Here is a 22549-nt window from a genome sequence, read left to right as displayed (position 1 = left end):
CAATTCTCCGCAAAATGCAAACTTACGAAAATTACCCCGTACCTGTGCTGCAAATTTCGTTTTGTTAATCAGCCTGTTACCTCGGCCGGTGCCGGGGCCGGCCCTCGCCCGATCAAGTCCGGCGGCAGCGCTGCCCAGGCGGCAGCAATGGCCCTTTCTGCGCCGGCTCACATGAAAATGCTATAGGCAATAGAGGTTAAATGCCACTAAACTTGCAGCGCCGAACGCCACTGCCTCGGGCTGGCCCGGCGGCTTTGCCTTGCTTCTTTTCCCATCCCATCTGCTATGAAAACCAACCAAGTAGCCATCATCGGTGGCGGCCCGGCCGGCATTGCCGCCGCCAAATCCCTTCTGGAAGACGGCCTGACGCCCGTCATCATCGAGCAAAGCGGCGCCCTCGGCGGGCAATGGCAGCAGGGCGCGGCCCACAGCGGACAGTGGCCCGGCATGCACGCCAACTCCTGCCACATCAAGATGTCCTTCTCGGACTACGACTACCCCGCCGGCACGCAGATGTTCCCGACCAACCGGGAGGTGCTGGCCTACCTGCACGCCTACGCCCGCCACTTCGGCGTCGATGCCCACGTGCGCTTTCACACCCGCGTCGAGCTCATTGCCCGCGGCCCCGAAAACCAATACGTCGTGTGGACGGTGAACCAGGACGGGGAACGGCGCACCGAGCTGTTCGAGCGCGTCATCGTGGCCACCGGGCGCTACAACAAGCCCCGTTACCCCACCACGCCGGGCCTCGACCACTTCCACGGCCGCGTCATCCACTCGATGGAGTACCGGGGGCGGGCGCAGTTCCGCGGGCAGCGGGTGCTGGTGGTCGGCAACAGCATCAGCGGGCTGGAAATTGCCAGCGACCTGGCTAAAGACGACACCGTTACGGTCATTTCCTCGGCCCGCAAGCCGCGCTACATCGCCCGCAAGATCATGCACGGCGTGCCCACCGACCAGCTGGCCTTCACCCGCTTCGGCGCCTACGTCAACCAGGCCCTGCCGCCCGCCGAGGCCGCCGAGGGGCTGAAGCAGCTCATCCTGAGCGCCGTGGGCAACCCCGCCGACTTCGGCGGCCTGCGCCCGGCCGAGAGCCTGCTGGAAGCCGGCGTGTCGCAGTGCCAGGACTACCTCGACCACGTGCAGACCGGCCGCATCCGGGCCGTGACGGGCGTGCAGGCCTACGCCCCCGGCCGGGCCGTGCTCACCGACGGCGAAGTGCTGGAGGTCGACGCGGTCATCCTCGCCACGGGCTACGACCTGCACCTGCCCTTCCTGCACGAAGATTTGCGCCGGGCCGTGAAGGCCGACCGGCAGCACCTGGAGCTGCACCACTTCACCTTCCACCCCGCCCTGCCCGGCTTCGCCTTCATGGGCCTCTACGAGCAGATCGGCTCCTACTTCGTGACGGCCGAGCTGCAGGCCCGCTGGATTGCGGCCTGCTGGAGCGGCGCCCACCCCGCCCCCACCGCCGTGGATATGGCCGTGGGCCTGGCCGAAGCACGGCTCCAGCAGCAGCGCGGCCACGCCACCTGCCAGCAGGTGGCCGAAATGATTTCGCACGATTTGGGCGTGGCCCCCAGCATCGAACAGTATCCCGAACTGGCGCCGGAGCTGTTCTTCGGCATGCTGGCCCCGGCCCAGTTCCGCCTGGAGGGCCACGGCCGCCAGCCCGACGCCCGGCAGCGTTTCGAGCGCAACGTGCGTTACTTCAGCGGCGGCCAGCCGCTGCCGCTGGGCGAGCGGGAAATGGGCAGCCTGCTGATGCTGGCCGCCCGGCTGCCTCATCACCGGCCGTTGCAGCAGCTGGTGAAGCAGTTGCAGGCCTCCGAAACGGTGGCGTAACCCGCTCCCGGCCCTGAGCCCGGTACCCGGCCGGCTGATCCTGCATCAGCCGGCCGGGTTTAGTTAGTGTCACCAGCCCGCCGAGGCTTGGGCCGCTCGGCCGCGTGGTTGGGCCACAAAAAAAGAAGCATGCCTGGGGCATGCTTCTTTACTCTGCGCGGAGTTCGGGGCAGGTTAGGCTACGCGGCGCACCTTCACGGCATTCACGCCCTTGCGGCCTTGCTCCACGTCAAACTCGACTTTGTCGTTTTCGCGGATTTCATCGATCAGACCGGTTACGTGAACGAACACGTCCTGACCAGTTTCATTGTTTTTGATGAAACCAAACCCTTTGGTCTCATTAAAGAATTTGACGGTTCCCGTAGCCATGATGCATTAGGAAAGTGATGAAAATAAAGCAACTGACAACGGCACTGCACTATCAATTCTGCAAGCGAATAAACGGTAGCAATGCGAGGCAACTTGCCTTTGAACGGGGGTAAACGTACATATTTTTTCTGATTCTTTCCGCGTGATTTCACGCCAATAGCGGGTAAGGCGCCGCAGCTATTTCTGACACAGGAGCCCGTTGAAGCCGATTCCGTATTCGGTTTTGTCACCGGTTCCGTTGGTCGAAGACGGGCAGGGCGGCGCCTTGCCGCCGGCGCCCACCACGCGCCGGTTTTTGCAGAAAATGAAATTGCAGAGCCGGTCGCTACTCTGGTACAGCGGCATAAACGCACCCAGGTTCAGCGCCGGGGTGGGGGCATTCAGCCGGCGGCGGGTACCTGCTCCCGCTCGCGCCCGACAGCGCCGCGTTCCAGGTGCAACGAGCCCGCCGCTACGGCGCCGTACCCGTTAGTTGCCGAGCAGCAGCGTGGCCGGGCCGGCGCTAACCAGCGTGCGTTTGCGCCGCGCCGCCCCCAGCGGCGGCGGGTTGCCAGCCCGTCAGTGCGGCCCAGTGCGTGGCGGCCTGGTAGATCAGGTGAAACACCGGCTCCTTCAGATACAGGTAGCCGTCGATGCTGGCCGGAAAGAGCGCGGCGGCGCGCTGCTTTAGCAGCTCGTACTCGGTGCGAGCCGCCGGCTCGGCGCGCAGGTAGTCGCGAAACAGCAGGGCAAAACGGGCGTTGAAGCGGCCGGCCTCGCGCACGTGCAGGTGCAGCCGCCGCTCCCCGGCGGGCTCGCGCAGATACCGCTTACGCAGCTCCGGCGAGTCGGCGGGCAGGCCGTGAAACACGTCGTACTGCCACTCCCGCCCCTGCCGGAAGCCCGCCTGCCACAGCGGCTGCAGCCGCCACGCCGCCGCGCCCAGGTCCGGCACCGTCAGCTGCACATCGATAACGTCCTTGGCGCTGAGCCCGGGCACGGCCGTGGAGCCAATGTGCTCAATGCCCACCGCCGCGGGCCCCAGCAAGGCCCGCAGCCGGACGGCCAGGGCGGCAAACTCAACTGCCCAGCCGGGCTGGTACGGCCCCAGCACAACCGGCCGGGAAGGCGCAAAATCAGGCATGACATGTAGCAGGAGGTCCGCCGCAAATATGCACCCGTCGGCCGGGGCCGCCGCGCCCGCCCACAACCTTCCGCAATGCGCGGCAGTATGGAAGCCGCAGCCCCGCCCGGGGCGTCTGCTCCACCGTGTCTCCGCTTATGAATTCCTCTTTCTCCCCTGCCCCCGCCTCGTCGGAGGCCGCGCCCGTGGTGCTGGCCGGCGCCACCGGCCAGCTGGGCCTGCTCATTGCCCATCAGCTGCGCCGGCTCGGGGCTCCGGTGCGGGCCCTCATCCGCCCCGAGAGCCGCGCCGGCGCCGAAGCCGAATCCCTGCGGCTGCAGGGCGCGGAGGTGCTCGAAGTTGATTACCACGACGCGGCGGCGCTGCGGGCGGCCTGCCGCGGAGCGGGCTGCGTGGTCTCGGCCCTGTCGGGGCTGCGCGAGGTTATCGTGGAGGCCCAGACGCAGCTGCTCGACGCGGCCGTGGCGGCCGGGGTGCCCCGCTTCATTCCCTCCGATTTCGCCGCCGACTTCACCCGGCTGCCCGAGGGCTCGAACCGCAATTTCGACCTGCGCCGGGAGTTTATGCGCCGCCTCGACCGGGCCCCGATCCAGGCTACCTCCATTCTCAACGGCATGTTCATGGAGCTGCTCAAGGGTCAGGCGCCGCTGATTCAGCCCGGGCCGCGCCTGATCATGTACTGGGGCGACGCCGACCAGCCCCTGGACTTCACCACCATGCCCGACACGGCCGCCTTCACCGCCCGCGCCGCCCTCGACCCCACCACCCCGCGCTACCTGCGCGTGGCCGGCGACGTGCGCAGCATCCGCGGGCTGCAGGCCGCCGCCACCGCCGCCACCGGCCAGCCCTACCACCTGTTTCGCATCGGCGGACTGGGTATGCTCGGCGGCATGATCCGGGTTACGCGCGCACTGATGCCAGCGCGCGACGAGGTGTTTCCGCCCTGGCAGGGCATGCAGTACCTGCACAACATGCTCACCGGCCAGGCCAAGCTCACCGAGCCCCTCGACAACGACCGGTACCCCGATCTGCAGTGGACCACCGTGCCGGAGCTGCTCGGGCCGCGGCGGTAGCCGTTACCGGCCCAGCGTCCGCAGGTAGGCGGGCGGAATGGGCAGCCCGCGCAGGCCGTCGGTCATGCCGTACAGGATCAGCAGGCCCAGCGCCACGCCCAGGCCGCCCAGCGCCCAGGCCTGCCGGTGGGCCGCCCGCTCGCCGAACACGGCTGCGCCCTTGCGCACGTGTACGGCGGCCAGGTGCCCGAACACCGCCGCCACGGCCAGCAGGTAGTAGGGCCCGAAAAACAGCGGGAAGGGCCACGTATTGAGGCCCGCCGCGGCATAGTACACGTTGGTATCGAGGCCGAAGTAGCCGCGCCCGGCCAGCACGGCGCCGGTGTGCACCAGCAGGAAAAACGCCAGGTACAGCCCCGTCCACAGCTGTACCCGCGCGGCCGCTGGCAGGGGCCGGCGCCGCAGCTGCCCGGCCTGCCACAGCCCCGTCCCGACCTGCCCCAGCACCGCCAGCAGCAGCACGGCTTCCACCAGCGGCTGCCGGTACACGGTCCGCAGGGCCGTCATCAGCGCCCGATGCGCCGGCACACCGGCCAGCACGGCGAGGTGGTTGATCAGGTGCGCGAAAATGAACACGGCCAGCAGTAGCCCCGACCAATAATGGACGGCGACAGTGGTGCGACGCATAGGAGTGCAGGTTGGTAATTGCGCGCAATATCAGCAACAGCGCATATTCCCGCCCGGCGAACGGGCCCGCATGAGCCCGCGGCGCAGTACCGGTGCCAGCGCAGCGGCCCGGGCTATCTGTGTGGAGAGCAAGCCCAAAGACGTCATGCCGAGTAGAGCGAACCGCAGGTCGACGCAGTCAAGCAGCTCGCGTGCTGTCCTCCGGCCGCAAACGCCTGTTCAACTTCAACGAGCAGAATCCTACCGCGAGATGCGTCGCGGTGCTCGGCATAACGGTCTTTGAGCTAACCGTTTACCCAAGCTACCACTGGCTACATACCCTAAGCGGGCGTATCATTCGGGCACAAAAAAAGCAGCACCCCCGGTGGGAGTGCTGCTTTTTTTGTGCGGTAGTCGCTGGGACTAGGCGCGACGAACTTTCACGGCGTTCAGGCCCTTGCGGCCCTGCTCCACTTCGAACTCGACTTTGTCGTTGTCGCGGATTTCGTCGATCAGACCGGTTACGTGGACGAAGATGTCCTGGCCGGTGGTGCTGTCATTGATGAAACCAAAGCCTTTGGTCTCATTGAAGAATTTTACGGTTCCCGTTGCCATGATGCTTTAGGAAAAAGGTGAAAAACGAGCAACTGACAACGGAACACTACGGTAGTTCGGCAAGCGAATGGGGGTAGGTAACACGAGGCAACTTGCCTTAAACAGTGTAAATATACGCCTTTATTTCCGGGCTGCACAGAAATGCCCGGTCTTTCAGGTCGCATTACGGGGAGCCAACCGGCCGGCCGGCCGGAAAGTTCAGCCGCCGGCCGCTTAAAACGGGGCCGGACCCGGGGTGGGGCAAGCCCCGCTCCTGCCCTGCCCAAACCGCCCTGGCGGCCCCGAAAGGCACAAAAAAGCAGCACCCCGGCGGGGTGCTGCTCTGCTGTTCTCGGCCGAAACTAGGCGCGACGTACGTTGACGGCATTCAGGCCGCGGCGGCCCTGCTCTACCTCAAACTGTACCGCGTCATTGTCACGGATTTCGTCGATGAGGCCGGTTACGTGGACGAAAACGTCCTGCCCGGTGGTGGTGTCGTTGATGAAACCAAAGCCTTTGATTTCATTGAAGAATTTTACGGTTCCTGTTGACATGATGCTTTAGGAAAAGAGTGAACAAAAAGCAACTGACAACGGAACGCTACTTTGATTCTGCAAGCGAATGGGGGTAGGTGAAACGAGGCAACTTGCCTGAAATGCGTAACTGCGGCGCGGCGACTGACAAGCCCGGTTGCGGGAGGGTGCGGCGACTGGCAGCGGGTTACAGGAGGCTTAACGGGCGAGGTCTATACTAAGTTCAATTTCGGCTTATTTAAAGTAAATAATATTAATACCCCTCCCGCAGCCCGCTGCTGCTGAGTGCAATAAGCCAAGCTCCGGCCCCGCGGCGCGGTTTCGGGCTGGTTGGTCGGAGCAGACGGCGGCCGTCTGCCGGGGGCTCCCGGATAACGCGCTGATAAGCAGGTTTAAATATTCCTATTTCCCAGCAAACGCAGTACTCCTCCCCTACCGCGCCCCTCTTGCCGGGAGTTGGCTGGCCGCGGCCTTTCTACTGCCCGGATGGCGCAGCAGGGGCGGCCAATCAAACCCGGGCTGGCGCGTAGCCGCTACCCGTCTACCGGCACCGAGGGCGGCAGCGCCCGCAGCAGCCGCTCACTGCTGAACTGGAAGCTGACCGTATCGGAGCCGCTGGTCAGGTGGGTGGCGTAGGTGGTGGCCCAGAGAAACTGCTGCCGCCGCACCGGCCCGAACGCCGACCAGGGAATAAACAGCGGCGGGTGGCCGATGAAGAAGATTTTCCAGGTGGTCAGCCACAGGCCCTGCGGGGTGAGGCCGGCCCGCACGGCGTTGTTGTACTTCGCCGGACCGATGCGCACGTAGCCGAGCAATTCGCGCTCGACGCCGGCGGGCACCTCGGCCACGGCGTAGTGCGCGGCCAGCCGGCTCCAGCCCATGCGCGACACCATAAAGCTGACCAGCCCGAGCAGGGCCGCAAAAGCCGGAACAAACAGCAGCGGAAGCCAGGGCACAATCGGATGCATGCCGGAGCATACGCGGGCCGCCGGCAGGGGTTGAAACCGCCCGGGCTAGCGGACCGCCCCGGCGGGTGCCCCGCCCGCCACCGGCGGCTTGCTCAGGGCCAGGCGCAGGCTCAGCAGGGCCAGCAGCAGCGTCAGGGGCGTAAATACCAGCTTCTCAAACTGGTTTGTCGACAGCAGGTTGCCCACCGTGTTCAGTGCAAACAACGCCACCATCAGCCAGAGCACGGCCCGCAGCAGCCCGGCGGGCACTTGCACCCGCAGCAGCCCGGCCCACGCGGCCACCGCCGCCAGCATCAGCAGATTCAGCCCCACCGACACCGCTTCGAAAGCCAGCAGCTCGTCGCGGCCGGTGAGGCGCCCGCCCCACACGATCTGGAAGGGCACCACGCCGCCGATGACCAGGCCGTGAAACACCAGCGTCAGCGCGATGATGAGGAGCAGGGCGCGGGCGGCGAAGCGGGCGGACGGTAACGACAGGGACATGGCGGGGCAATGGCGCAAAGGGCGCCGCAATGATAGGCGAACGGGCCGAATGCGCCGGCGTTGTCCGGCGGGGCCGCGTGCCCCGGCGCCGCGCGGAGCGGCGGACGGCCGCCCGGCCTGGCCTTGCCAGGGCGGAATTGCGTAAGCTGCAGCGACCAAACCGGCCGGGGCACCGCCGGGCGGGTCCCCGCCTTCCTATGGATATTCGTCTGCGCGACAACGCTTCTTCCTGGCAACAGAAACTCTACCAAGTCATCTTCGAGTCGGACACGCGCGCCGGGCAGCTCTTTGATATTGCGCTGCTGGTGGCCATCGTGCTGAGCGTGGTGGCCGTGATGCTGGAAAGCGTGACCAGCATCAGTGCCCGCTACGGGCCGGTGCTGCGGGCCCTGGAATGGGTATTCACGGGCCTGTTCCTGGTAGAATACCTGCTGCGCCTGCTGGTGGTGCGCCGCCCGCTGGCCTACGCCCTGAGCTGGCTGGGCATTATCGACTTCCTGGCCATCGTGCCCACGCTGGCGGCCCTGGTGCTGGCCGGCAGCCGCTACCTGCTCGTGATTCGGACGCTGCGGCTGCTGCGGGTGTTCCGCATCTTCAAGCTGGGGCAGTTCATCGGCGAGGGCGAGTTTATCCTGAGCGCGCTGCGGGCCAGCCGCTTCAAGATTCTGGTGTTTCTCAGCTCGGTGGTGACGCTGGCCGTGGTGGTGGGCACGCTGATGTACGTGGTGGAGGGCGGCCAGAACGGCTTTACCAGCATCCCCAAAAGCATTTACTGGGCCATCGTGACGATGACCACGGTGGGCTACGGCGACATTTCGCCCGCCACGGTGCTGGGCCAGACGCTGGCCTCGGTGCTCATGATTATGGGCTACGCCATCATTGCCGTGCCCACCGGCATCGTGTCGGCCCAGATGGCGCTGCCCGCCACCAAACCGCCCGCTTACAAGGAGGCCGTGTGCCACGTCTGCCAGGCCCAGGGCCACCGCCCCGACGCGGACTATTGCTGGCGCTGCGGGGAAAAGCTCTAGCGAATGGCCGGAACGTGCCGTTCCGGCTGCTGGCGGCGCCGGTTCGGGTGGCAGCTTGGGGGCCGGCACGCAAAAGGGTATATTCAGAAAACCAGATACCCCACGCCATGCAACGCCGCTCCTTCCTCCAGCTGTCCGCCCTGGCTCCCGTGGCGACTTTCCCGCTCCCCGTCTGGCTCCGCCCCCTGGCCGGTGACTTGCCGGGCAAATCGGTGCTGGTGCGCGCCGGTAAAGACCGCTCCGACCAGCCGTTCCGGTTTCTGGATGCCTGGTTTACCGTGAAGGTGTCGGGCCGGGATACCGAGGGCCGTTGCGTGATATTCGATACCCTGCGGCAGGGCACCGCCGGTCCCGCCTTGCACTACCACAAGGACTGCGAGGAGTGGTTTTGCGTGCAAACGGGCACCTTCAGGTTTCAGGTGGGCGAGGAAACGCTGCTCCTGCAGCCCGGCGACTCGCTGCTGGTGCCCCGCGGCGTCAATCACGCCTTCGTCAAAACCAGCCCCGGCGACGCCCGCCTGCTGCTGATGCACCAGCCGGCCGGCACGATGGAGGAGTTTTTCCGCACCGCCAGCAAGCTCGCCGATCAGCGCCTGGAAGCCCGCATCGCCCTGGCCGCCCAGCACGACATCCACATCGTGGGCCAGCCGCTGAAACCCGATTAAGTAGCCCACGGTGCGGGTAGCCGGTGGCTGAGATGCAGGCGGCGAACGGAAAGCGCCCGGCTTCCGCAGGTGGGAAGCCGGGCGCCGGCACGGGTGCAATAGGATAGTCAAACGGGGAATACGGGGCGACGGAGACGCGGGGGCGCTTAGGTCAGCGCGGGTTTGAGGGAGGGTCCGCCGGGCTTGGCCTCGGCCTGGTGCTGGTTGAAGAACTTCCGGTCGAAGAAGGTCTGGGCCTTCGCCGGCTCCTGCTCGAAATCGAGGCCCAGCTGCCGGGCGTTGCGCGAGAGTTGCCGGGTAAGCTTGTCGCGCTCGGCCCGGGTGCCCACGCGGGCCTCGGCCTGCACCTGCTTCTGCCCGCTCTGGGCCTTCAGGGCCGCCAGCAGCGCGTCGCGGTGCCCGGTGTAGGTGGTCTTGAAGTCGGCCTCAAAGCCCGCCCCCAGCTCCGCCAACGCCTTGTCGTAGCGCTCCAGCAGGCCGGGCCACTCGGGGTAGTCGGCGTTGTGGTACTCGGTGGCTCCCTGGGGGTAGAAGCGCAGGCGCCGGGCTTCGTCCTTGATTTTGTAGCTCACGTAGTCGCGGCCTTCGCCCGTAAGCCACTTGCGCGCCGCGTCCCGGGCGGCTTCCAGGGCCAGCGTCTGCCCCTTGCCGGCGCTGAGGCCGGTGCTGGCGTCGCTGCGGTAGCCGAAGTAGGCCGTGAAGCGGGCCTCCGTACCGGCAATCAGCGCGTCGAAGCGGCCGGCCTCGTTGCCTTTGCGCAGGCGGTCCAGGTGGTCCCGGGTGCCGGCTTCCAAGTCTTGGTTGCTGATGCTCGCATCCGCAAACCAGTCGCCAAAAATTTTGTCGAACGACAACATAACAGGTAGTTAAGATTAGGTTGAACTTCCTTCTATCTACCCACAATAGCTGGATTATGCAATCGAAAACCGTCGGGTAACTCGTGGAAGCTTCCGCGGGCTGCCCAAGGTTTTTCGGGGGCCTTGCGGAAGCTTCCGCGAGTTACCCGCAGCTTTTCGGAGGCTGCGCGGAAGTCTCCGTGGGCCGTCCGAGGTTTTCCGGGTGCTCCGCGGAAGCTTCGGCGGACCGCCCGACGGTTTTCGGAGGCCTCCCGGAAGCTTCCGCGGGCCATCCGACGTTTTCCCGGCGCTGCGCGGAAGCTTCCGCAACCCAACCGGGGTTTTCCGTCCCGCCGCTGGTAACCCAGGCCCGCTGGCACCGGGAGGCTGGACGCCCCGCCCAAAACCAACAACGCCGCCCGGGTTTCCCCAGGCGGCGCGGTATCGGGTTTGCCGCTGCCGCGGCCGTGGAAGCAGCACCTCCACCTCAAGGCCGGACCCGGGCAGCAAGCTCAGACCAGCCCGGGCCCGCCGCCGGCTATTCAGCCGACGACTGCTGCAGCTGCTTGATGATGCCCTGCTCCTGCTTGGCGTGGTTGGCCAGGAACTCGGCGTGCTGCGCGGCGGTGCGCTCGGTGCCGAGGCTATTCAACTCGGCGCGCAGCTGGTCGGCCGGCAAGTCGTTGCCGTACACCGGCCCGCCCGGCTGCTGCCGCCACGACTGGCGCAGGGTGCCCGCGTCCACCGCGTCGAAGCCCAGCTCCTCCACCAGGGCCATGACCTTCTGCTTGGCCGCGGCATCATCCCCAGCCACGGGCAGCGAGATGCGGCCGGGCGTGCCGGCAGGCTGCCCCTTCTCCACGATGTGGTGGGCGTAGATGTTGTTGAACACCTTCACCACCGGGCGCCCCAGGTGCTGCTGCACCCACTCGCTCTCGGTCAAATCCCCCGTTTCCAGCTCCGCAATCTTCCCGTCGCGCAGCAGCGGGTAGTAGTTGCTGGTATCGATAACGGGCACGTCCGCCGGCACCTGGGCCAGCAGGTCCTTGGGCAGGTCGGGAATGTTCTTGAGCGGGATGGTCACCACCACGATGTCGCTGCCGCGCCGGGCCGCTTCCTCCGCCGTGACGGCCTGGGCGCCCGTTTTCTGCTCCACGTCCTTCAGGGTTTCCGGCCCGCGGGAGTTGGCAATGTATACCGAATGGCCGAGGCCCGTAAGCCGCTCCGCCAGGGCGCTGCCGATGTGGCCGGCGCCAATGATTCCGATGTTCATGGTTGGTGTTGTTTGGTTTCTGCGCCGGTGATGTGCCGGTGCAGGGAGGTAAACAACGGTAAGGGCGGTTTGGGTTTTTCGCCGGTCAGTTGCCGGGACGGACCGTCCTTACGATGTAGGCAGCCTTGCGCAAGCGCAGGGCCGCCAGCAGAAAGTAAAACGCCCCGAACGCGGCGTAGCCGGCCAAATTGGCGACGCCCATCTTCGGCGCATGGGCCATGACGATGAACGAAACGCCCGCCAGCACCGACTGCCCACCGCTGAGTATCATCGGCCATTGCCCGCCCAGCTGCCGGCGGCGCCGCAGCCCGAGCAGCAGCTGAATCAGCCCGGTCAGCGCGGCCCACACCCCGTACACGACGAGCACGGTCGGCACGCCACTGCGCAGCGCCAAGCCCACGGCCAAGGTGGTGAGGCTGCCCACGGCAATGTTTACGTACTGCGGCAGCTGCGAACCGGCGCCGCGGTTGGCCCGGATATCCCCGACGGTAGCCAGCACGTCCCAGGCCGGGTAGAGCAAGAGCAGCGTGGTCGTCAGCGCGGGCGAGGCCGGGGCCAGCAGCAGCAGCAGGCTGGCCCAAACCAGGGAAAAAGCGGCGCGCACGAAGTACAAGGTGCGCAGGGCCTGAGCCGTATGCACAGGCGCCGAAACGGGAGCAGTGGATGTAACAGACATGGCTGTTGGGGGGGGTAATGAATGGATGGTGAGAAGCCCGGCCGGCTACGGCCAGCGTTGGCGGCTAGCCGGGCTTGATGACGGGGCAAAAGTGCCGCCGCCTGCTGGCCCTGCTTTTCACCTAGGTTAAAAAGCGCCGATGCTGAGCCGGCGCCGGGCCGTTTTGCTGGTTATACCAAGCGCCGCCCGGCCCGCCCGAATAAGGTAGTTTCGCCGGCGCCCCACTTCCCAGCTTCACATGGTTACCCCCGACGCCTCGGCCCAGGCCCTGCTCACCCAGCAGCTGCGCGCCTACGCCCATCTATCCGACGACGACCTGCGCCTGGCCGCGCCCAGCTGGACGGCCCGCAGCATCGCCAAAAACGAGTTTTTCAACTACCGCAACGCCGTGTGCCGCTCCGTGGGCTTCATCGTCAGGGGCCTGTTCCGGGTGTACTACGTCGATCCGGCGACGCAAACCGAGCACACCATTGCCTTCGTGCCCGAGGGCGCCTTTATCACCTCGCTCAAAAGCCTGCTCACCCAGGAAGCCTGCCCCTACTACATCGCGGCCCTGGAAGACGCGGAGCTGCTGGTCATCGGCATCGAGCAACTGCACCGGCTCTACGCCCAGGCCCACGGCTGGGAACGGTTTGGCCGCCTGCTGGCCGAGCAGTACCTGGTGCTGCAGCAGGCCAAGGGCGAAGGACTGCTCTTCCAAAGCGCCGAGCAGCGCTACCTGACGCTGCTGGAGCAGTTTCCGGGCATCACGCAGCGGGTGTCGCTGGGCCACATTGCGTCGTACCTGGGCATTCAGCAGCCCTCACTCAGCCGGATACGGGCGAAGCTGGGGAAGCAGGGGCTGGGGTAACATGTGCGTTAAAATGAGCAACGCCGCCGGAGCGGGGCTCGGGCGGCGTTTATGGGCGGTCTATTACTACAGGCATAGTCTGAGTGATATATCATATCAGTTTGTTATTCACACAACACTTTTCGCTTGAGACTTAGCATATTATATTCCGTGTATTTTCCTAAACTCATCTTCTATTTCGGCACCTATTCTCTCAAAATCAGATATAATTTCATTAAAAGCATCCTGTTTCCATATCCCAGCTATGAACAGTCCTGTATTTTCCTCTGGATACCCAAACTCTTCTTGTTGTTGCCTTTCCCACTCTAATTGCTCTTCTGTTTTTTTTGGCATCAAACCAGAACCGTACACATCCATAAATTTATCCACACTACTTATTAGGGAATCAATTTTATCACAGAGTTCTACAGAAAACAATATTCTATATTTAGAGTAATTAACTTTAAAAGCAGTCCTTCTTTCTAAGAGCGAAGCCAATTCTTCATGCCCATCAGCTCCAGAATAATATTTATCGCCTTTAATCATGAAATTTATAAGCATTTTTAAATCCTGGAATCTAGAAAAAACCTCTTGCATAGCATCAACTTGCTTTTGATGCCTAGTACTAGCTTTTACTGAAAATTCAGCCAACTCTTTATCTAAAGCAATTTGATATTTTTTCAAACTTTTTTCAGACACCTCTTCAGCAAGCTTTTCCACTGATTTCTGCAAATACATATACACCACCCATCCTGTAATAATTAATAGCAATACTATTAAAACACCTATTACACCAAAAGTTTTTTCAATAGACTCTAGTTTTCCGTAGACTTTTTCCAACTCATCCATTGCCTTGTCGATTTTTAAAGGAGCTCCAAATAATCGTTAGCGAATAACATTTTTTATAATATCCAGCGCCCTACTGAATTCTATCGCAAAAAATTCCCTGTCTTTTCTAATCCTATATAAATCAAGCACAGCAAATATCTCTTTCTCAATCCTCGGCGCATCATCGACTCTAAATATCTGTCGAGCCGAAAAAGGAAATAGCACTCCCGTATCAGAATTTATTTCTTTTACTCTTTCAACAACAGAACGACGAGTCATGCCAATTTTAAGAACATTTGGTTGTTCACGTGTAGACAATATATATATCCAACCTCTACACCCATCTACTTGCTCTTTAACCAAATCTTGCTGAAAATTCATAAGAGATTCAACCAACCCCATACTAACAACTTTCCTGATCAATACATCTAACCCAACCCTATCACCCAAAAGAACTGCCTTTCGAATTAAAGTTAATTCTCCAGCTATCCTACGCATAACCGAGGCAGGAGGGAAACCGAATTTCTGATGAACGCTAAACCAATCCCACTGATCCTTTCTAACACACCTATTGAACATGCCTTTTAATTCACTTATATAGTCCGGATCTAAATCACAACTTCCATCACTTATAAACTTTAACATACTCTCCACCGCATAATCATATCGACCTTGCATTACCTTTGAAATTGGAGCCATGCCAAAGCCCCATTTTTGAGTTATTTTCTTTATATCTTCCATTTAATTTATTGGCTAAGAAGCTGTAGCAAGATGGAACCATATCTGAGAGTGGTTACATCTTACTACAATCATAATTAATTTATCTCCTACTCCCGCCCCGGAATCTTCACCCCGCGTTCCTCGGCTACCTGCTGGGCCAGCTCGTAGCCCGCGTCGGCGTGGCGGAAGACGCCCATGCCGGGGTCGGTGGTGAGGACGCGGCGCAGGCGCTCGGCTTTTTCGGGGGTGCCGGTGGCCACGATGACCATGCCGGAGTGCGTGCTGTTGCCGATGCCCACGCCGCCGCCGTTGTGCAGGCTCACCCAGTCGGCACCGGAGGCGGTGTTGGCCAGGGCGTTGAGCAGGGGCCAGTCGGCTACGGCGTCGGAGCCGTCCTTCATGCCTTCGGTTTCGCGGTTGGGCGAGGCCACGGAGCCGCAGTCGAGGTGGTCCCGGCCAATGACGATGGGGGCCGAGACTTCGCCGCGGGCCACCAGGTCGTTGATAACCAGGCCGAATTTCTCCCGCTCACCGTAGCCCAGCCAGCACACGCGGGCGGGCAGCCCGATGAAGGGCACCTTGGCCTGGGCCTTTTCGATCCAGCGGGCCAGCATCTTGTTGTCGGGGAAGGTTTCGAGCAGGGCGCGGTCGATGCGCAGGATGTCCTGCGGGTCGCCGCTGAGGGCCGCCCAGCGGAAGGGGCCTTTGCCCTCGCAGAACAGCGGGCGGATGTAGCCGGGCACGAAGCCGGGGTAGAGAAACTGCCCGTTTTCGTCGCGCACCCGCAGACCGCCTTTTTCGGCCTGGCCGCGCAGGTTGTTGCCGTAGTCGAGGGCCACGGCCCCGCCGGCCTGCATGTCGATAATGGCCTGGCAGTGCTTCACGATGGCGGCCAGGGCCTGGCGCTTGAACTCCTCGGGCTGATCTTTGCGCAGCTGCAATACCGCGTCAATGTCGCCCTCGGGCAGGTAGTCCATCAGGTCGTGGGCCGAGGTCTGGTCGGTGACGATGTCGGCCTTGAAGCCGCGGGCCAGCAGTTCGGGCAGCACGGTGGCGGCGTTGCCGGTGAGGCCGATGCTCCAGCCTTTGCGGGCGGCTTTGTACTGCGCGCACAGCTCCAGGGCGTGGTTTAGGTCGCGGGCCTGCTCGTCGACGTAGCCTTCGCGCACCTTCTGCTTCACGCGGGCGTCGATGGGCTCGATGACCAGGCACACGCCGTCGTTCATGGTCACGGCCAGCGGCTGGGCGCCCGACATGCCGCCCAGGCCGGCCGTGACGGTGACGGTGCCGGCCAGCGTGCCGCCGAAGTGCTTATCCCCCACCGCGGCGAAGGTTTCGTAGGTGCCCTGCAGGATGCCCTGGGTGGCAATGTAAATCCAGGAGCCGGCCGTCATCTGCCCGTACATCATCAGGCCCATGCGGTCCAGCTCGTCGAAGTACTCCTGGGTGCTCCAGGCGGGCACGATGTTCGAGTTGGCAATGAGCACGCGCGGGGCGTGGGCCCAGGTGCGCAGCACGCCCACGGCCTTGCCCGACTGCACCAGCAGGGTTTCGTCGGCTTCCAGCTCCTTCAGGCTCTTGACGATGGTCTGGAACTCCTTCCAGTTGCGGGCCGCGCGGCCGGCGCCGCCGTACACAATCAGCTCGTCGTACACCAGGCTCACGGCCGGGTCGAGGTTGTTTTCGAGCATGCGCAGGGCCGCTTCGGCCTCCCAGGTTTTGCAGCGCAGCGTGGGGCCGTGCTGGGCTTTTACCGTTTCCGTGGGCTTGTACTCGTAGTACATCGGGCGCTGGGCGTTCTTGCCGGTGGCCGACGATTTGCTGGTGGCTTCGAGGTTGAGTTCGGGCGTGTCGAGAGCGGAATGCGACATGACGAGGGGAGTGAATCAGGGGTTCGGGTGGAACGGCGAATATAGCGTTTTCGGCGCGTGGTGCCCGTTCTGTGGGGCTGCTGCGTGCGGCCGGCCAGCTACGGCCCGAACCGCCGCCACCGGCCGGGCGCGGCCGGGCATTCCGAACCGATGCCGGGCAAGTACGTTTACCCCAAAAATCCATCCTCAACCGACACCGATTTTACCCCGATGAAACGAGTCCTGTTCCTGGCCCTGGCGGCCACCGCCCTCAGCCTGACCGCCTGCGACGAAAGCAAAACCAACGGCGCCGAAGGCAACGCCTCCGGCTCAACCATGACCAGCACCCGCCTGGGCAACGCCGACGGCGACGAAGGCACCGTAGACACCGTGCGCACCGACGCCGGCGCCCCCACCAACAACGCCATTCCCGACACCCTGGCCGGGCAGTAGCCCCGCCGGCCGTGGGGCCGGCCTGGCCCCACGGCCCGCCTCCCCGCCCGCAGCCACGCAAAGCCTCCTGCCGGTCGGGAGGCTTTTGCATGGGCGGCCCCGGCGCGGCAGCGGCCACATTTCCGGGCCCGAATGCACCCCCACACCCCGCGCCTGCGTACTCCCGCCTACACCAAACACCCGAACCCGATGAACCAGGTAGCCGCTGGCGTCACCCAGCTTCAGATCCAACGCTTCGTTAACGTGTACTTCGTCGAATCGAGCAACCCCGGCGAGTGGGTGCTGGTCGACACCGGCCTGCCGGGCTCCGAAAAAGACATTATTGCCGCCGCCGACGCGCTGTTCTACCCGGGCACCCACCCCACCGCCATCATCCTCACCCACGGCCACATGGACCACTCCGGCTCGGCGCGGGCCCTGGCCGAGCACTGGCACGTGCCGGTGCTGGCCCACCCGCTGGAGCTACCCTTCCTGCAGGGCAAGGCCGTGTACCCGCCCGCCGACCCCACCGTGGACGGCGGCGGCTCCTTGGCCTTCGTGTCGCGGTTTTTCCCGCCCCAGTCGTTTCAGCTCAGCGACGTGGTGCAGCCCCTGACCACCGACGACGACGAAACGCCCTTCCTGCCCGGCTGGCGCTGGCTGCACGTGCCCGGCCACGCCCCCGGTCAGATTGCCCTGTTCCGCGCGGACGACCGCACCCTGCTCGGCGCCGATGCCTTTGCCACCGCCAACCACGAATCGGTGCCCGCGCTGCTGCTGCAGCTGCCCCGCATCAGCGTGGCCGGCGCGCCCTTCAACTACAACTGGCAGCAGGTGCGCGACTCGGTGCAGACGCTGGCCGCCCTGGTGCCCCACGCCGTCGGCTGCGGGCACGGCCCGGTTATTCAGGGCGCTGAAGCGGCGGCGGGCCTGCGCGAGCTGGCCAACAACTTCCCTATGCCCGCGCACGGCCGCTACGTCACCGATCCGGCCGTCGTCGACGCCAACGGGGTGCAGTACCTGCCGCCGGCGCCCAAAGACACGCTGCCGGCCAAGGCGGCCCTGCTCGGGGCGGGCGTGGCCCTGGCGGTGGCGGGCATTGCCCTGCTCGGCCGCGGCAAGTCGGACGGCCGGCCCGGCAGCGGCCCCAAGGCGCCCAAGGAGTCGAAGTACAACTCGAAAGTGTACGACCTGGCCGCCCGCCGGGCCCGCAAGTCCGGTCAGGCCTCCTGCGCCCCCGCCGCCTCGCCCGACGATTACCCCTACAAGGAAGTGCGGTACTAGCGCCCGGAGGCAGCCGTTTCAGCCTCTCAGGCCGCGCGCCGCGGCACTGCCCCGGGCTAGGACTTGTTGTAACCAGCAGCCAGCCCGTCGTGCAGCGCGCAGCGACGCATCTCGCGTGCTGATGCCCGGTAGTAACTTCCTCGTTCAACGAGTAGCTTACTATAGATCGAGACGTTTCGATCCTTGCTTGATGCGCAACATGCTCGACGTGCCGTTCCTGGTTTTCAAGCCATGCAGCCTCGCCCGGCCTGAAAACGTGAAAAGCCCCCGCGCTTCGCTGAAGCGCGGGGGCTTTTCGTTGGCCGTCCATACATCGGGCCGCCCCGCGGATGCGAAACGGCCCGGGCTTGTGTATGTGAGCGGATTGGGAATATACGATTTTTTATTTACCGGCGCGGCTTACTGTCACCCCGCCGTTGGTGGTAATGGCCTTCACCGGGGCGCCGCCCTTGCCCAGCGCCACGGCTACTTCCGAGCGGCTGACGCTGCCCTGCACGCTGGAGGGGAAATCGGTGCGGATGGGGCCGTGCACGGTGCTGGTGAAAAACTGGGCCGAATAATCGGCGGGCAGCTTCCAGTTGATGCCGCCGTTGGTGGTGGCCACGTCGAGGCCGGGGCCGTCCCACTTGCTACCGGTGAGGGTGATGCTCAGGCCGCCGTTCTGGGTGCGGCCCTTCACGTCGCCGCCGGCGCCGAGGATGCTCACGCCGCCGTTCTGGGCCTGAAAGGTGACGGGGCCGCGCAGGTTTTCGAGGTGAATGCCGCCGTTGTGGGTGGTCAGGGCCAGGGCGGTTTTCTCGGGCACGAAGATTTCGTAGCTCACCGCGTAGCCGCCGTCGGCCATGGCGTAGCCGTCGTTCTGGCCCGTGCCGTCGGGGCCGGCCGCGCGCAGGGTGTTGCCCTCGGTGCTGATTTTGACGGTGGCCACGGTGGCTTTGGCCGCGGCTTCGTCCTTGCCCCAGGCCTGCACCTTGGCCCGCACCCGGATGTCGGAGCCGCTGTAGCCCTTCACCGTGATGCCGCCGTTGCGCAGCCCGTCTACCGTGAGCTTGCCCGCCTTGATGGCCGGCAGGGTCAGGTCGCGGGTTTCGCAGTAGCGCTTCTGCTCGGAGCTGCCCCAGCGGCCCTCTTCGCAGCTGGAGGTGAAGGCCGGCGCCGACTGGGCGTGGGCGGTGAAAGCGGCGGCGCTGAGCAGCAGGGCGGTGAACAGGGTCTTCATAGCGTCAGAAAAGGCGTTTGGTTGAAAATGTTGCCCTACTGACGACGGCCGAATATCCGCGGTTGCAGATACAACGAAAATTTTCGTAGATATTTTTCAGGGCTGCTTAATCACCCGTCAGCCGCCGCAGCGCTCCGGACCTTCTCACCTCAGACTGATTGCCGCGGGGAGGCCGCCCTGCGCCTGCTGCGCGACATGCTCCCAATGGCGGCCTGCGGGATGCGCGGTCCTGAAACCACCCGCCTACTCCCCCGCCCGGTAGGCCCACTGCCCGTCTACCAGCGTGCCGAGCACGGCCGAGGGGTCGGTGGTGTAGACGAGGGCCGGCAGCAGATGCCCGGGGCCGGCCTGGGCCAGCAAGGGCTGCCGCAGGTCGTACACAACGGCGTCGAGGGGCTGGCCCGGGGCGAAGTAGTCGGCCACGCGGCGGCCGGCGGCGCGCTGCCCGGCGAAGAACGTGGTGTCGACCAGCGCGCTGGCCCCGTCGGCGAAGATGTTGCGGCGGCGGTGCGTGAGGCGCTGGGCGTAGTCGAGCCAGCGCAGGTCTTCCAGCGGGTTGAGGCTGATGTGGCTGTCGGTGCCGATGGACCAGCGCCCCCCGGCCGCGGCGTAGTCGACCAGCGGGAAGATACCGTCGCCGAGGTTGCCCTCGGTGCCGGGGCAGAGCACCACCTGCGCGCCCGACTGGGCCAGGCGCCGCGTTTCGTCGGCGCTCATGTGGGTGCAGTGCACGAGGTGAAACCGCTCGTCGAGGGGCAGGTTATCAAGCAGCCACTCCACAGGGCGGGCGCCGAGGTGGGCCAGGCTGCGCTCCACTTCCAGCGTCTGCTCGGCGGCGTGCAGGTGAAACGGCAGGTCCCGGGGGCCTTGAGCGTGGGTAGCCAGCACGTCGGCGGCTTCCACGGCGCGCAGGCTGTGCACGCCGAAGCCCAGGCGGGCGCGCTCGTAGTGCGTCACGGCCCGGCGGCTGGCGTCGAGCAACTGCAGGTAGGCGTCGAGATTGGGCGAGATAAAGCGGCGCTGCCGGGGCGCCGGCTCGCGGCCGAAGTCGCCCTTCTGGTAGAACACCGGCACCAGGGTGATTTTGATGCCGGCGGTGCGGGCCGCGGCCACCAGCCGCTCGCCCATTTCGGCCAGGTTGGCGTAGGGCCGGCCGGTGGGGTCGTGGTGCAGGTAGTGAAACTCCACCACTGAGGTGTAGCCGTTGCGCAGCAAATGGCGGTAGAGCGTGGCGGCGACCTGCTCGTTCTTCTCGGGCGAGAAGGTTTCGGCGCAGGCGTACATGGCCTCGCGCCAGCTCCAGAAGTCGTCGCGGGTGCCGGGCTCGTGCTGCTCGGCGTGGCCGGCCATGCCGTACTGAAAGGCGTGCGAGTGCGCGTTCTGAAAGCCCGGCAGGGCGGCGCCGGCCACCGTTTCCACGGTGGCGTCGGCCCCGGTTGGGGCTTCCGACGAGAGGGACTGAATCAGGCCCTGCGCGTCGACGCCGACGTAGGCCGGGCGCAGCCAGCCGGATTGCAGCAGCAGGGCGGAAAAGTGGTAGTAGTGCATGCGGGGAATTGGGTGGGGCGGTGGGCAGGTATCGTCAGCAGCCTACTGGCCCGTCGTGTCGAGCATGTTGCGCATCCAGCAAGGATCGAGACATCTCGCGTGCTGATGACAGGTAGCGAGTTTACTATCTGACGAAGCGGTAGAGATGCTTCGACAAGCGGACGCCAGATGAGCATGACGTTCTGGATTAGCTGTTCAACGAAGCACGCGAGATGCCTCGATCCTTGCTGGATGCGCAACATGCTCGACATGACGTTCTTGTTGGGGGCGTTCTATTGCAGCAGCGAATTGCCCAGCGTGAGCAGGGTCTGGTGCAACACGGCGCGGATTTGCTCGGCCCGCTCGGGGGCGTAGGCCAGTTCGGCGTCGTTCATGTACACGTCCTTGGCCATTTCCAGCTGCAGGGCGTGCTGCTCGATGTCGGGGCGGCCGAAGTGGCGGGTGATGTAGCCGCCCTTGAACGGGTGGTTGTGCTGCAGCGCGTAGGGCCCGCGGCCGAGCTGCTCCAGCGCCTGCCCGATCAGCGCGGGCGCGGCGGAGGTTTCGTCGGCCGAGCCGAGGATGAGGTCGGGAAAAGGGCCCGGGTGAATGGCGGGCACCGAGCGGCGGATGCTGTGGCAGTCCCAGAGCAGCACGCGGCCGAAGCGGGCCCGGGTGTCGTCGAGCAGGCGCTGCAGGGCTTGGTGGTAGGGTGCGAAGTACAGGGCGCGGCGCCAGGCCACGTCGGCGGGGGCCACCACGGCGCGCTCGTCCTGGTAAATCGGCTCGCCCAGGAAGGTGGTGGCGGTGCACAGGCCGGTGATGACGCGCCCGTCGGCATAGAGCGGGGTGCTGTCGGGGTTGCGGTTCAGGTCGATAACCCAGCGGCTGTAGCGGGCGCGCAGGATGGGAATGCCGAGGGCGGTGGCAAAGTCGTAGAGCTGGTGCACAAACCAGTCGGTGTCGTCGGGCGGGAGCAGGTGGGACTTCAGCTCGGCCTGGATGTCGTCGGGAAACTCGGTGCCGGCGTGGGGCACGCTGATGACGATGGGCAGGCGCTGCTCGGCGGGGTGGGTGAGGTCGAAAAGCTGCATGGGGGCGGATGAGGCGGGCCGATGAGGGGCGCGGCCGGCGGGCTAAGGTAAGGCCGCCGAACGGGACGCCGCAACGCCCCGCGCGCCGGCCGCTGCTGGCCGCCGGCGTCGTAACTTGCGGACCGGCAGCCGGCCGCGGCGGCCGTTTTCCCCGTTGCGTATGTCCTACCGCCTGTTGCCGGCCGTGGTGCTCGGGCTCGGGGGGCTGCTCTGGCAGCTCCCGGCTTCGGCCCAAGCGCCCACCGCCGCCCCGCCCGCCCCGCTGCCCCCTCCTACCGCCCCGCCCGCCGACAGCAGCCTGCAGTGCGCCACCTACGCCTACCTCTCCTTTCTGATCTACGACGCGGAAAGCGGCCCCGAGCCCATCGTGGCCGAGGGCGTGGGCGGCACGCTCACCCTGCACCCCGACGGCCGCTTCGAGCAGCGCCTGCGCATCGGCCTGGCCCCGCAGACCACGGTATTTGAGCGCAGCGGCGCGTATCAGCTGCTCAGCGGCAACGCCCTGCGCTTCAGCTACCTCACCAAGCAGAACCAGCCCCGCACCGACCGCGGCACCTACCGCTACGACGCCCGGCAGGGCGCCCTGGTCATCACCATCGAGGGCTTTCCGGCCGGCAGCCGCAGCGTGTACACCCTGGTGGCCGGGGCCGGAGAAGCCGCTGCCGCGCCCCCGGCCAAGTAGCCGCCCGGTGCG

At 65.0% G+C, this 22549-nt stretch carries 24 protein-coding genes and 1 pseudogene; 8 read left to right on the top strand and 17 right to left on the bottom strand.

What is annotated here, in order from left to right:
- The first annotated feature begins 285 nt into the window (after window positions 1-285).
- Window positions 286-1845, top strand: a complete 1560-nt coding sequence (locus DLM85_RS00855; protein ID WP_111476185.1) for a flavin-containing monooxygenase — start codon at window positions 286-288, stop codon at window positions 1843-1845.
- A 174-nt stretch (window positions 1846-2019) separates the two neighbouring features.
- Here DLM85_RS00855 and DLM85_RS00850 read toward each other — a convergent pair whose 3' ends face one another.
- The 3 genes from DLM85_RS00850 to DLM85_RS00845 form a co-directional block, all read right to left on the bottom strand.
- A complete protein-coding gene (locus DLM85_RS00850; RefSeq protein ID WP_111476184.1) occupies window positions 2020-2214 on the bottom strand; it encodes a cold-shock protein in 195 nt (64 codons plus the stop codon).
- A gap of 177 nt (window positions 2215-2391) precedes the next feature.
- A complete protein-coding gene (locus tag DLM85_RS25685) occupies window positions 2392-2559 on the bottom strand; it encodes a hypothetical protein (protein WP_207890937.1) in 168 nt (55 codons plus the stop codon).
- Between the two features lie 157 nt (window positions 2560-2716).
- Window positions 2717-3337, bottom strand: coding sequence for a GrpB family protein (locus DLM85_RS00845; protein ID WP_111476183.1), 621 nt, complete (start codon window positions 3335-3337; stop codon window positions 2717-2719).
- A 137-nt stretch (window positions 3338-3474) separates the two neighbouring features.
- Between DLM85_RS00845 and DLM85_RS00840 the strand changes: the two genes are divergently transcribed.
- Window positions 3475-4410 carry an NmrA family NAD(P)-binding protein gene (locus DLM85_RS00840; protein WP_111476182.1) on the top strand — a complete coding sequence of 312 codons (936 nt, stop codon included), beginning with the start codon at window positions 3475-3477 and terminating at the stop codon, window positions 4408-4410.
- A 3-nt stretch (window positions 4411-4413) separates the two neighbouring features.
- On the opposite strand, the gene DLM85_RS00835 is transcribed toward DLM85_RS00840, so the two are convergent.
- The 5 genes from DLM85_RS00835 to DLM85_RS00815 form a co-directional block, all read right to left on the bottom strand.
- Window positions 4414-5037 carry a succinate dehydrogenase/fumarate reductase transmembrane subunit gene (locus DLM85_RS00835; RefSeq protein WP_133256818.1) on the bottom strand — a complete coding sequence of 208 codons (624 nt, stop codon included), beginning with the start codon at window positions 5035-5037 and terminating at the stop codon, window positions 4414-4416.
- A gap of 402 nt (window positions 5038-5439) precedes the next feature.
- Window positions 5440-5631 carry a cold-shock protein gene (locus DLM85_RS00830; protein WP_111476180.1) on the bottom strand — a complete coding sequence of 64 codons (192 nt, stop codon included), beginning with the start codon at window positions 5629-5631 and terminating at the stop codon, window positions 5440-5442.
- A 341-nt stretch (window positions 5632-5972) separates the two neighbouring features.
- On the bottom strand, window positions 5973-6164 hold the full coding sequence (locus tag DLM85_RS00825; protein ID WP_111476179.1) for a cold-shock protein: 192 nt from the start codon (window positions 6162-6164) through the stop codon (window positions 5973-5975).
- 512 nt (window positions 6165-6676) lie between these two features.
- Complete coding sequence (locus DLM85_RS00820; protein ID WP_133256816.1) at window positions 6677-7099, bottom strand: hypothetical protein; 423 nt, start codon at window positions 7097-7099, stop codon at window positions 6677-6679.
- Window positions 7100-7156: 57 nt separating this feature from the next.
- Entirely contained in the window at window positions 7157-7594 is a 438-nt protein-coding gene (locus DLM85_RS00815; RefSeq protein ID WP_111476177.1) for a hypothetical protein, read from the bottom strand.
- 197 nt (window positions 7595-7791) lie between these two features.
- On the opposite strand from DLM85_RS00815, the gene DLM85_RS00810 reads away from it, so the two are divergent.
- Together DLM85_RS00810 and DLM85_RS00805 are read left to right on the top strand one after the other, a co-directional pair.
- Entirely contained in the window at window positions 7792-8622 is an 831-nt protein-coding gene (locus DLM85_RS00810; protein WP_111476176.1) for an ion transporter, read from the top strand.
- A 107-nt stretch (window positions 8623-8729) separates the two neighbouring features.
- The gene (locus DLM85_RS00805) at window positions 8730-9287 is read left to right on the top strand and encodes a cupin domain-containing protein (protein WP_111476175.1); all 558 of its coding nucleotides are present in this window, start codon (window positions 8730-8732) and stop codon (window positions 9285-9287) included.
- A 146-nt stretch (window positions 9288-9433) separates the two neighbouring features.
- Here DLM85_RS00805 and DLM85_RS00800 read toward each other — a convergent pair whose 3' ends face one another.
- From DLM85_RS00800 to DLM85_RS00790, 3 genes and pseudogenes are all read right to left on the bottom strand, one after another.
- Window positions 9434-10144, bottom strand: coding sequence for a hypothetical protein (locus DLM85_RS00800; RefSeq protein WP_111476174.1), 711 nt, complete (start codon window positions 10142-10144; stop codon window positions 9434-9436).
- 517 nt (window positions 10145-10661) lie between these two features.
- A pseudogene (locus DLM85_RS00795) lies at window positions 10662-11411 on the bottom strand (NADPH-dependent F420 reductase); the annotation flags it as partial.
- 70 nt (window positions 11412-11481) lie between these two features.
- On the bottom strand, window positions 11482-12072 hold the full coding sequence (locus DLM85_RS00790; RefSeq protein ID WP_111476172.1) for a hypothetical protein: 591 nt from the start codon (window positions 12070-12072) through the stop codon (window positions 11482-11484).
- A 238-nt stretch (window positions 12073-12310) separates the two neighbouring features.
- On the opposite strand from DLM85_RS00790, the gene DLM85_RS00785 reads away from it, so the two are divergent.
- On the top strand, window positions 12311-12922 hold the full coding sequence (locus DLM85_RS00785) for a Crp/Fnr family transcriptional regulator (protein WP_111476171.1): 612 nt from the start codon (window positions 12311-12313) through the stop codon (window positions 12920-12922).
- Between the two features lie 141 nt (window positions 12923-13063).
- On the opposite strand, the gene DLM85_RS24865 is transcribed toward DLM85_RS00785, so the two are convergent.
- From DLM85_RS24865 to hutU, 3 genes are all read right to left on the bottom strand, one after another.
- Window positions 13064-13750, bottom strand: coding sequence for a hypothetical protein (locus DLM85_RS24865; RefSeq protein ID WP_133256815.1), 687 nt, complete (start codon window positions 13748-13750; stop codon window positions 13064-13066).
- Between the two features lie 36 nt (window positions 13751-13786).
- Window positions 13787-14470 (bottom strand): GIY-YIG nuclease family protein, encoded by a 684-nt coding sequence (locus DLM85_RS00780; protein ID WP_111476170.1) that lies wholly within the window; start codon window positions 14468-14470, stop codon window positions 13787-13789.
- Between the two features lie 86 nt (window positions 14471-14556).
- Window positions 14557-16320 carry a urocanate hydratase gene (gene hutU, locus DLM85_RS00775; RefSeq protein ID WP_111476169.1) on the bottom strand — a complete coding sequence of 588 codons (1764 nt, stop codon included), beginning with the start codon at window positions 16318-16320 and terminating at the stop codon, window positions 14557-14559.
- Window positions 16321-16530: 210 nt separating this feature from the next.
- Here hutU and DLM85_RS24860 point away from each other — a divergent pair, with 210 nt between their 5' ends.
- Both DLM85_RS24860 and DLM85_RS00765 read left to right on the top strand, forming a co-directional pair.
- Window positions 16531-16752 carry a hypothetical protein gene (locus tag DLM85_RS24860; RefSeq protein WP_133256813.1) on the top strand — a complete coding sequence of 74 codons (222 nt, stop codon included), beginning with the start codon at window positions 16531-16533 and terminating at the stop codon, window positions 16750-16752.
- Window positions 16753-16884: 132 nt separating this feature from the next.
- Window positions 16885-18015 (top strand): MBL fold metallo-hydrolase, encoded by a 1131-nt coding sequence (locus tag DLM85_RS00765; RefSeq protein ID WP_111476167.1) that lies wholly within the window; start codon window positions 16885-16887, stop codon window positions 18013-18015.
- Between the two features lie 382 nt (window positions 18016-18397).
- Here the strand turns inward: DLM85_RS00765 and DLM85_RS00760 are convergent, their stop codons facing one another.
- The 3 genes from DLM85_RS00760 to DLM85_RS00750 all read right to left on the bottom strand — a co-directional run bounded on the left by DLM85_RS00760 (window position 18398) and on the right by DLM85_RS00750 (window position 21855).
- Window positions 18398-19234 (bottom strand): DUF4097 family beta strand repeat-containing protein, encoded by an 837-nt coding sequence (locus tag DLM85_RS00760; RefSeq protein WP_111476166.1) that lies wholly within the window; start codon window positions 19232-19234, stop codon window positions 18398-18400.
- A gap of 243 nt (window positions 19235-19477) precedes the next feature.
- A complete protein-coding gene (gene hutF, locus DLM85_RS00755; RefSeq protein WP_111476165.1) occupies window positions 19478-20782 on the bottom strand; it encodes a formimidoylglutamate deiminase in 1305 nt (434 codons plus the stop codon).
- A 272-nt stretch (window positions 20783-21054) separates the two neighbouring features.
- A complete protein-coding gene (locus DLM85_RS00750) occupies window positions 21055-21855 on the bottom strand; it encodes an N-formylglutamate amidohydrolase (RefSeq protein ID WP_111476164.1) in 801 nt (266 codons plus the stop codon).
- A gap of 160 nt (window positions 21856-22015) precedes the next feature.
- Here DLM85_RS00750 and DLM85_RS00745 point away from each other — a divergent pair, with 160 nt between their 5' ends.
- Window positions 22016-22537 carry a hypothetical protein gene (locus DLM85_RS00745; protein WP_111476163.1) on the top strand — a complete coding sequence of 174 codons (522 nt, stop codon included), beginning with the start codon at window positions 22016-22018 and terminating at the stop codon, window positions 22535-22537.
- Window positions 22538-22549: the final 12 nt, after the last annotated feature.

Source organism: Hymenobacter edaphi (assembly GCF_003258365.1).
Taxonomy (GTDB): Bacteria; Bacteroidota; Bacteroidia; order Cytophagales; family Hymenobacteraceae; genus Solirubrum; species Solirubrum edaphi.
The sequence above is the reverse complement of the archived record's forward strand: the minus strand, read 5'-3'. Positions and strand labels throughout refer to the sequence as shown.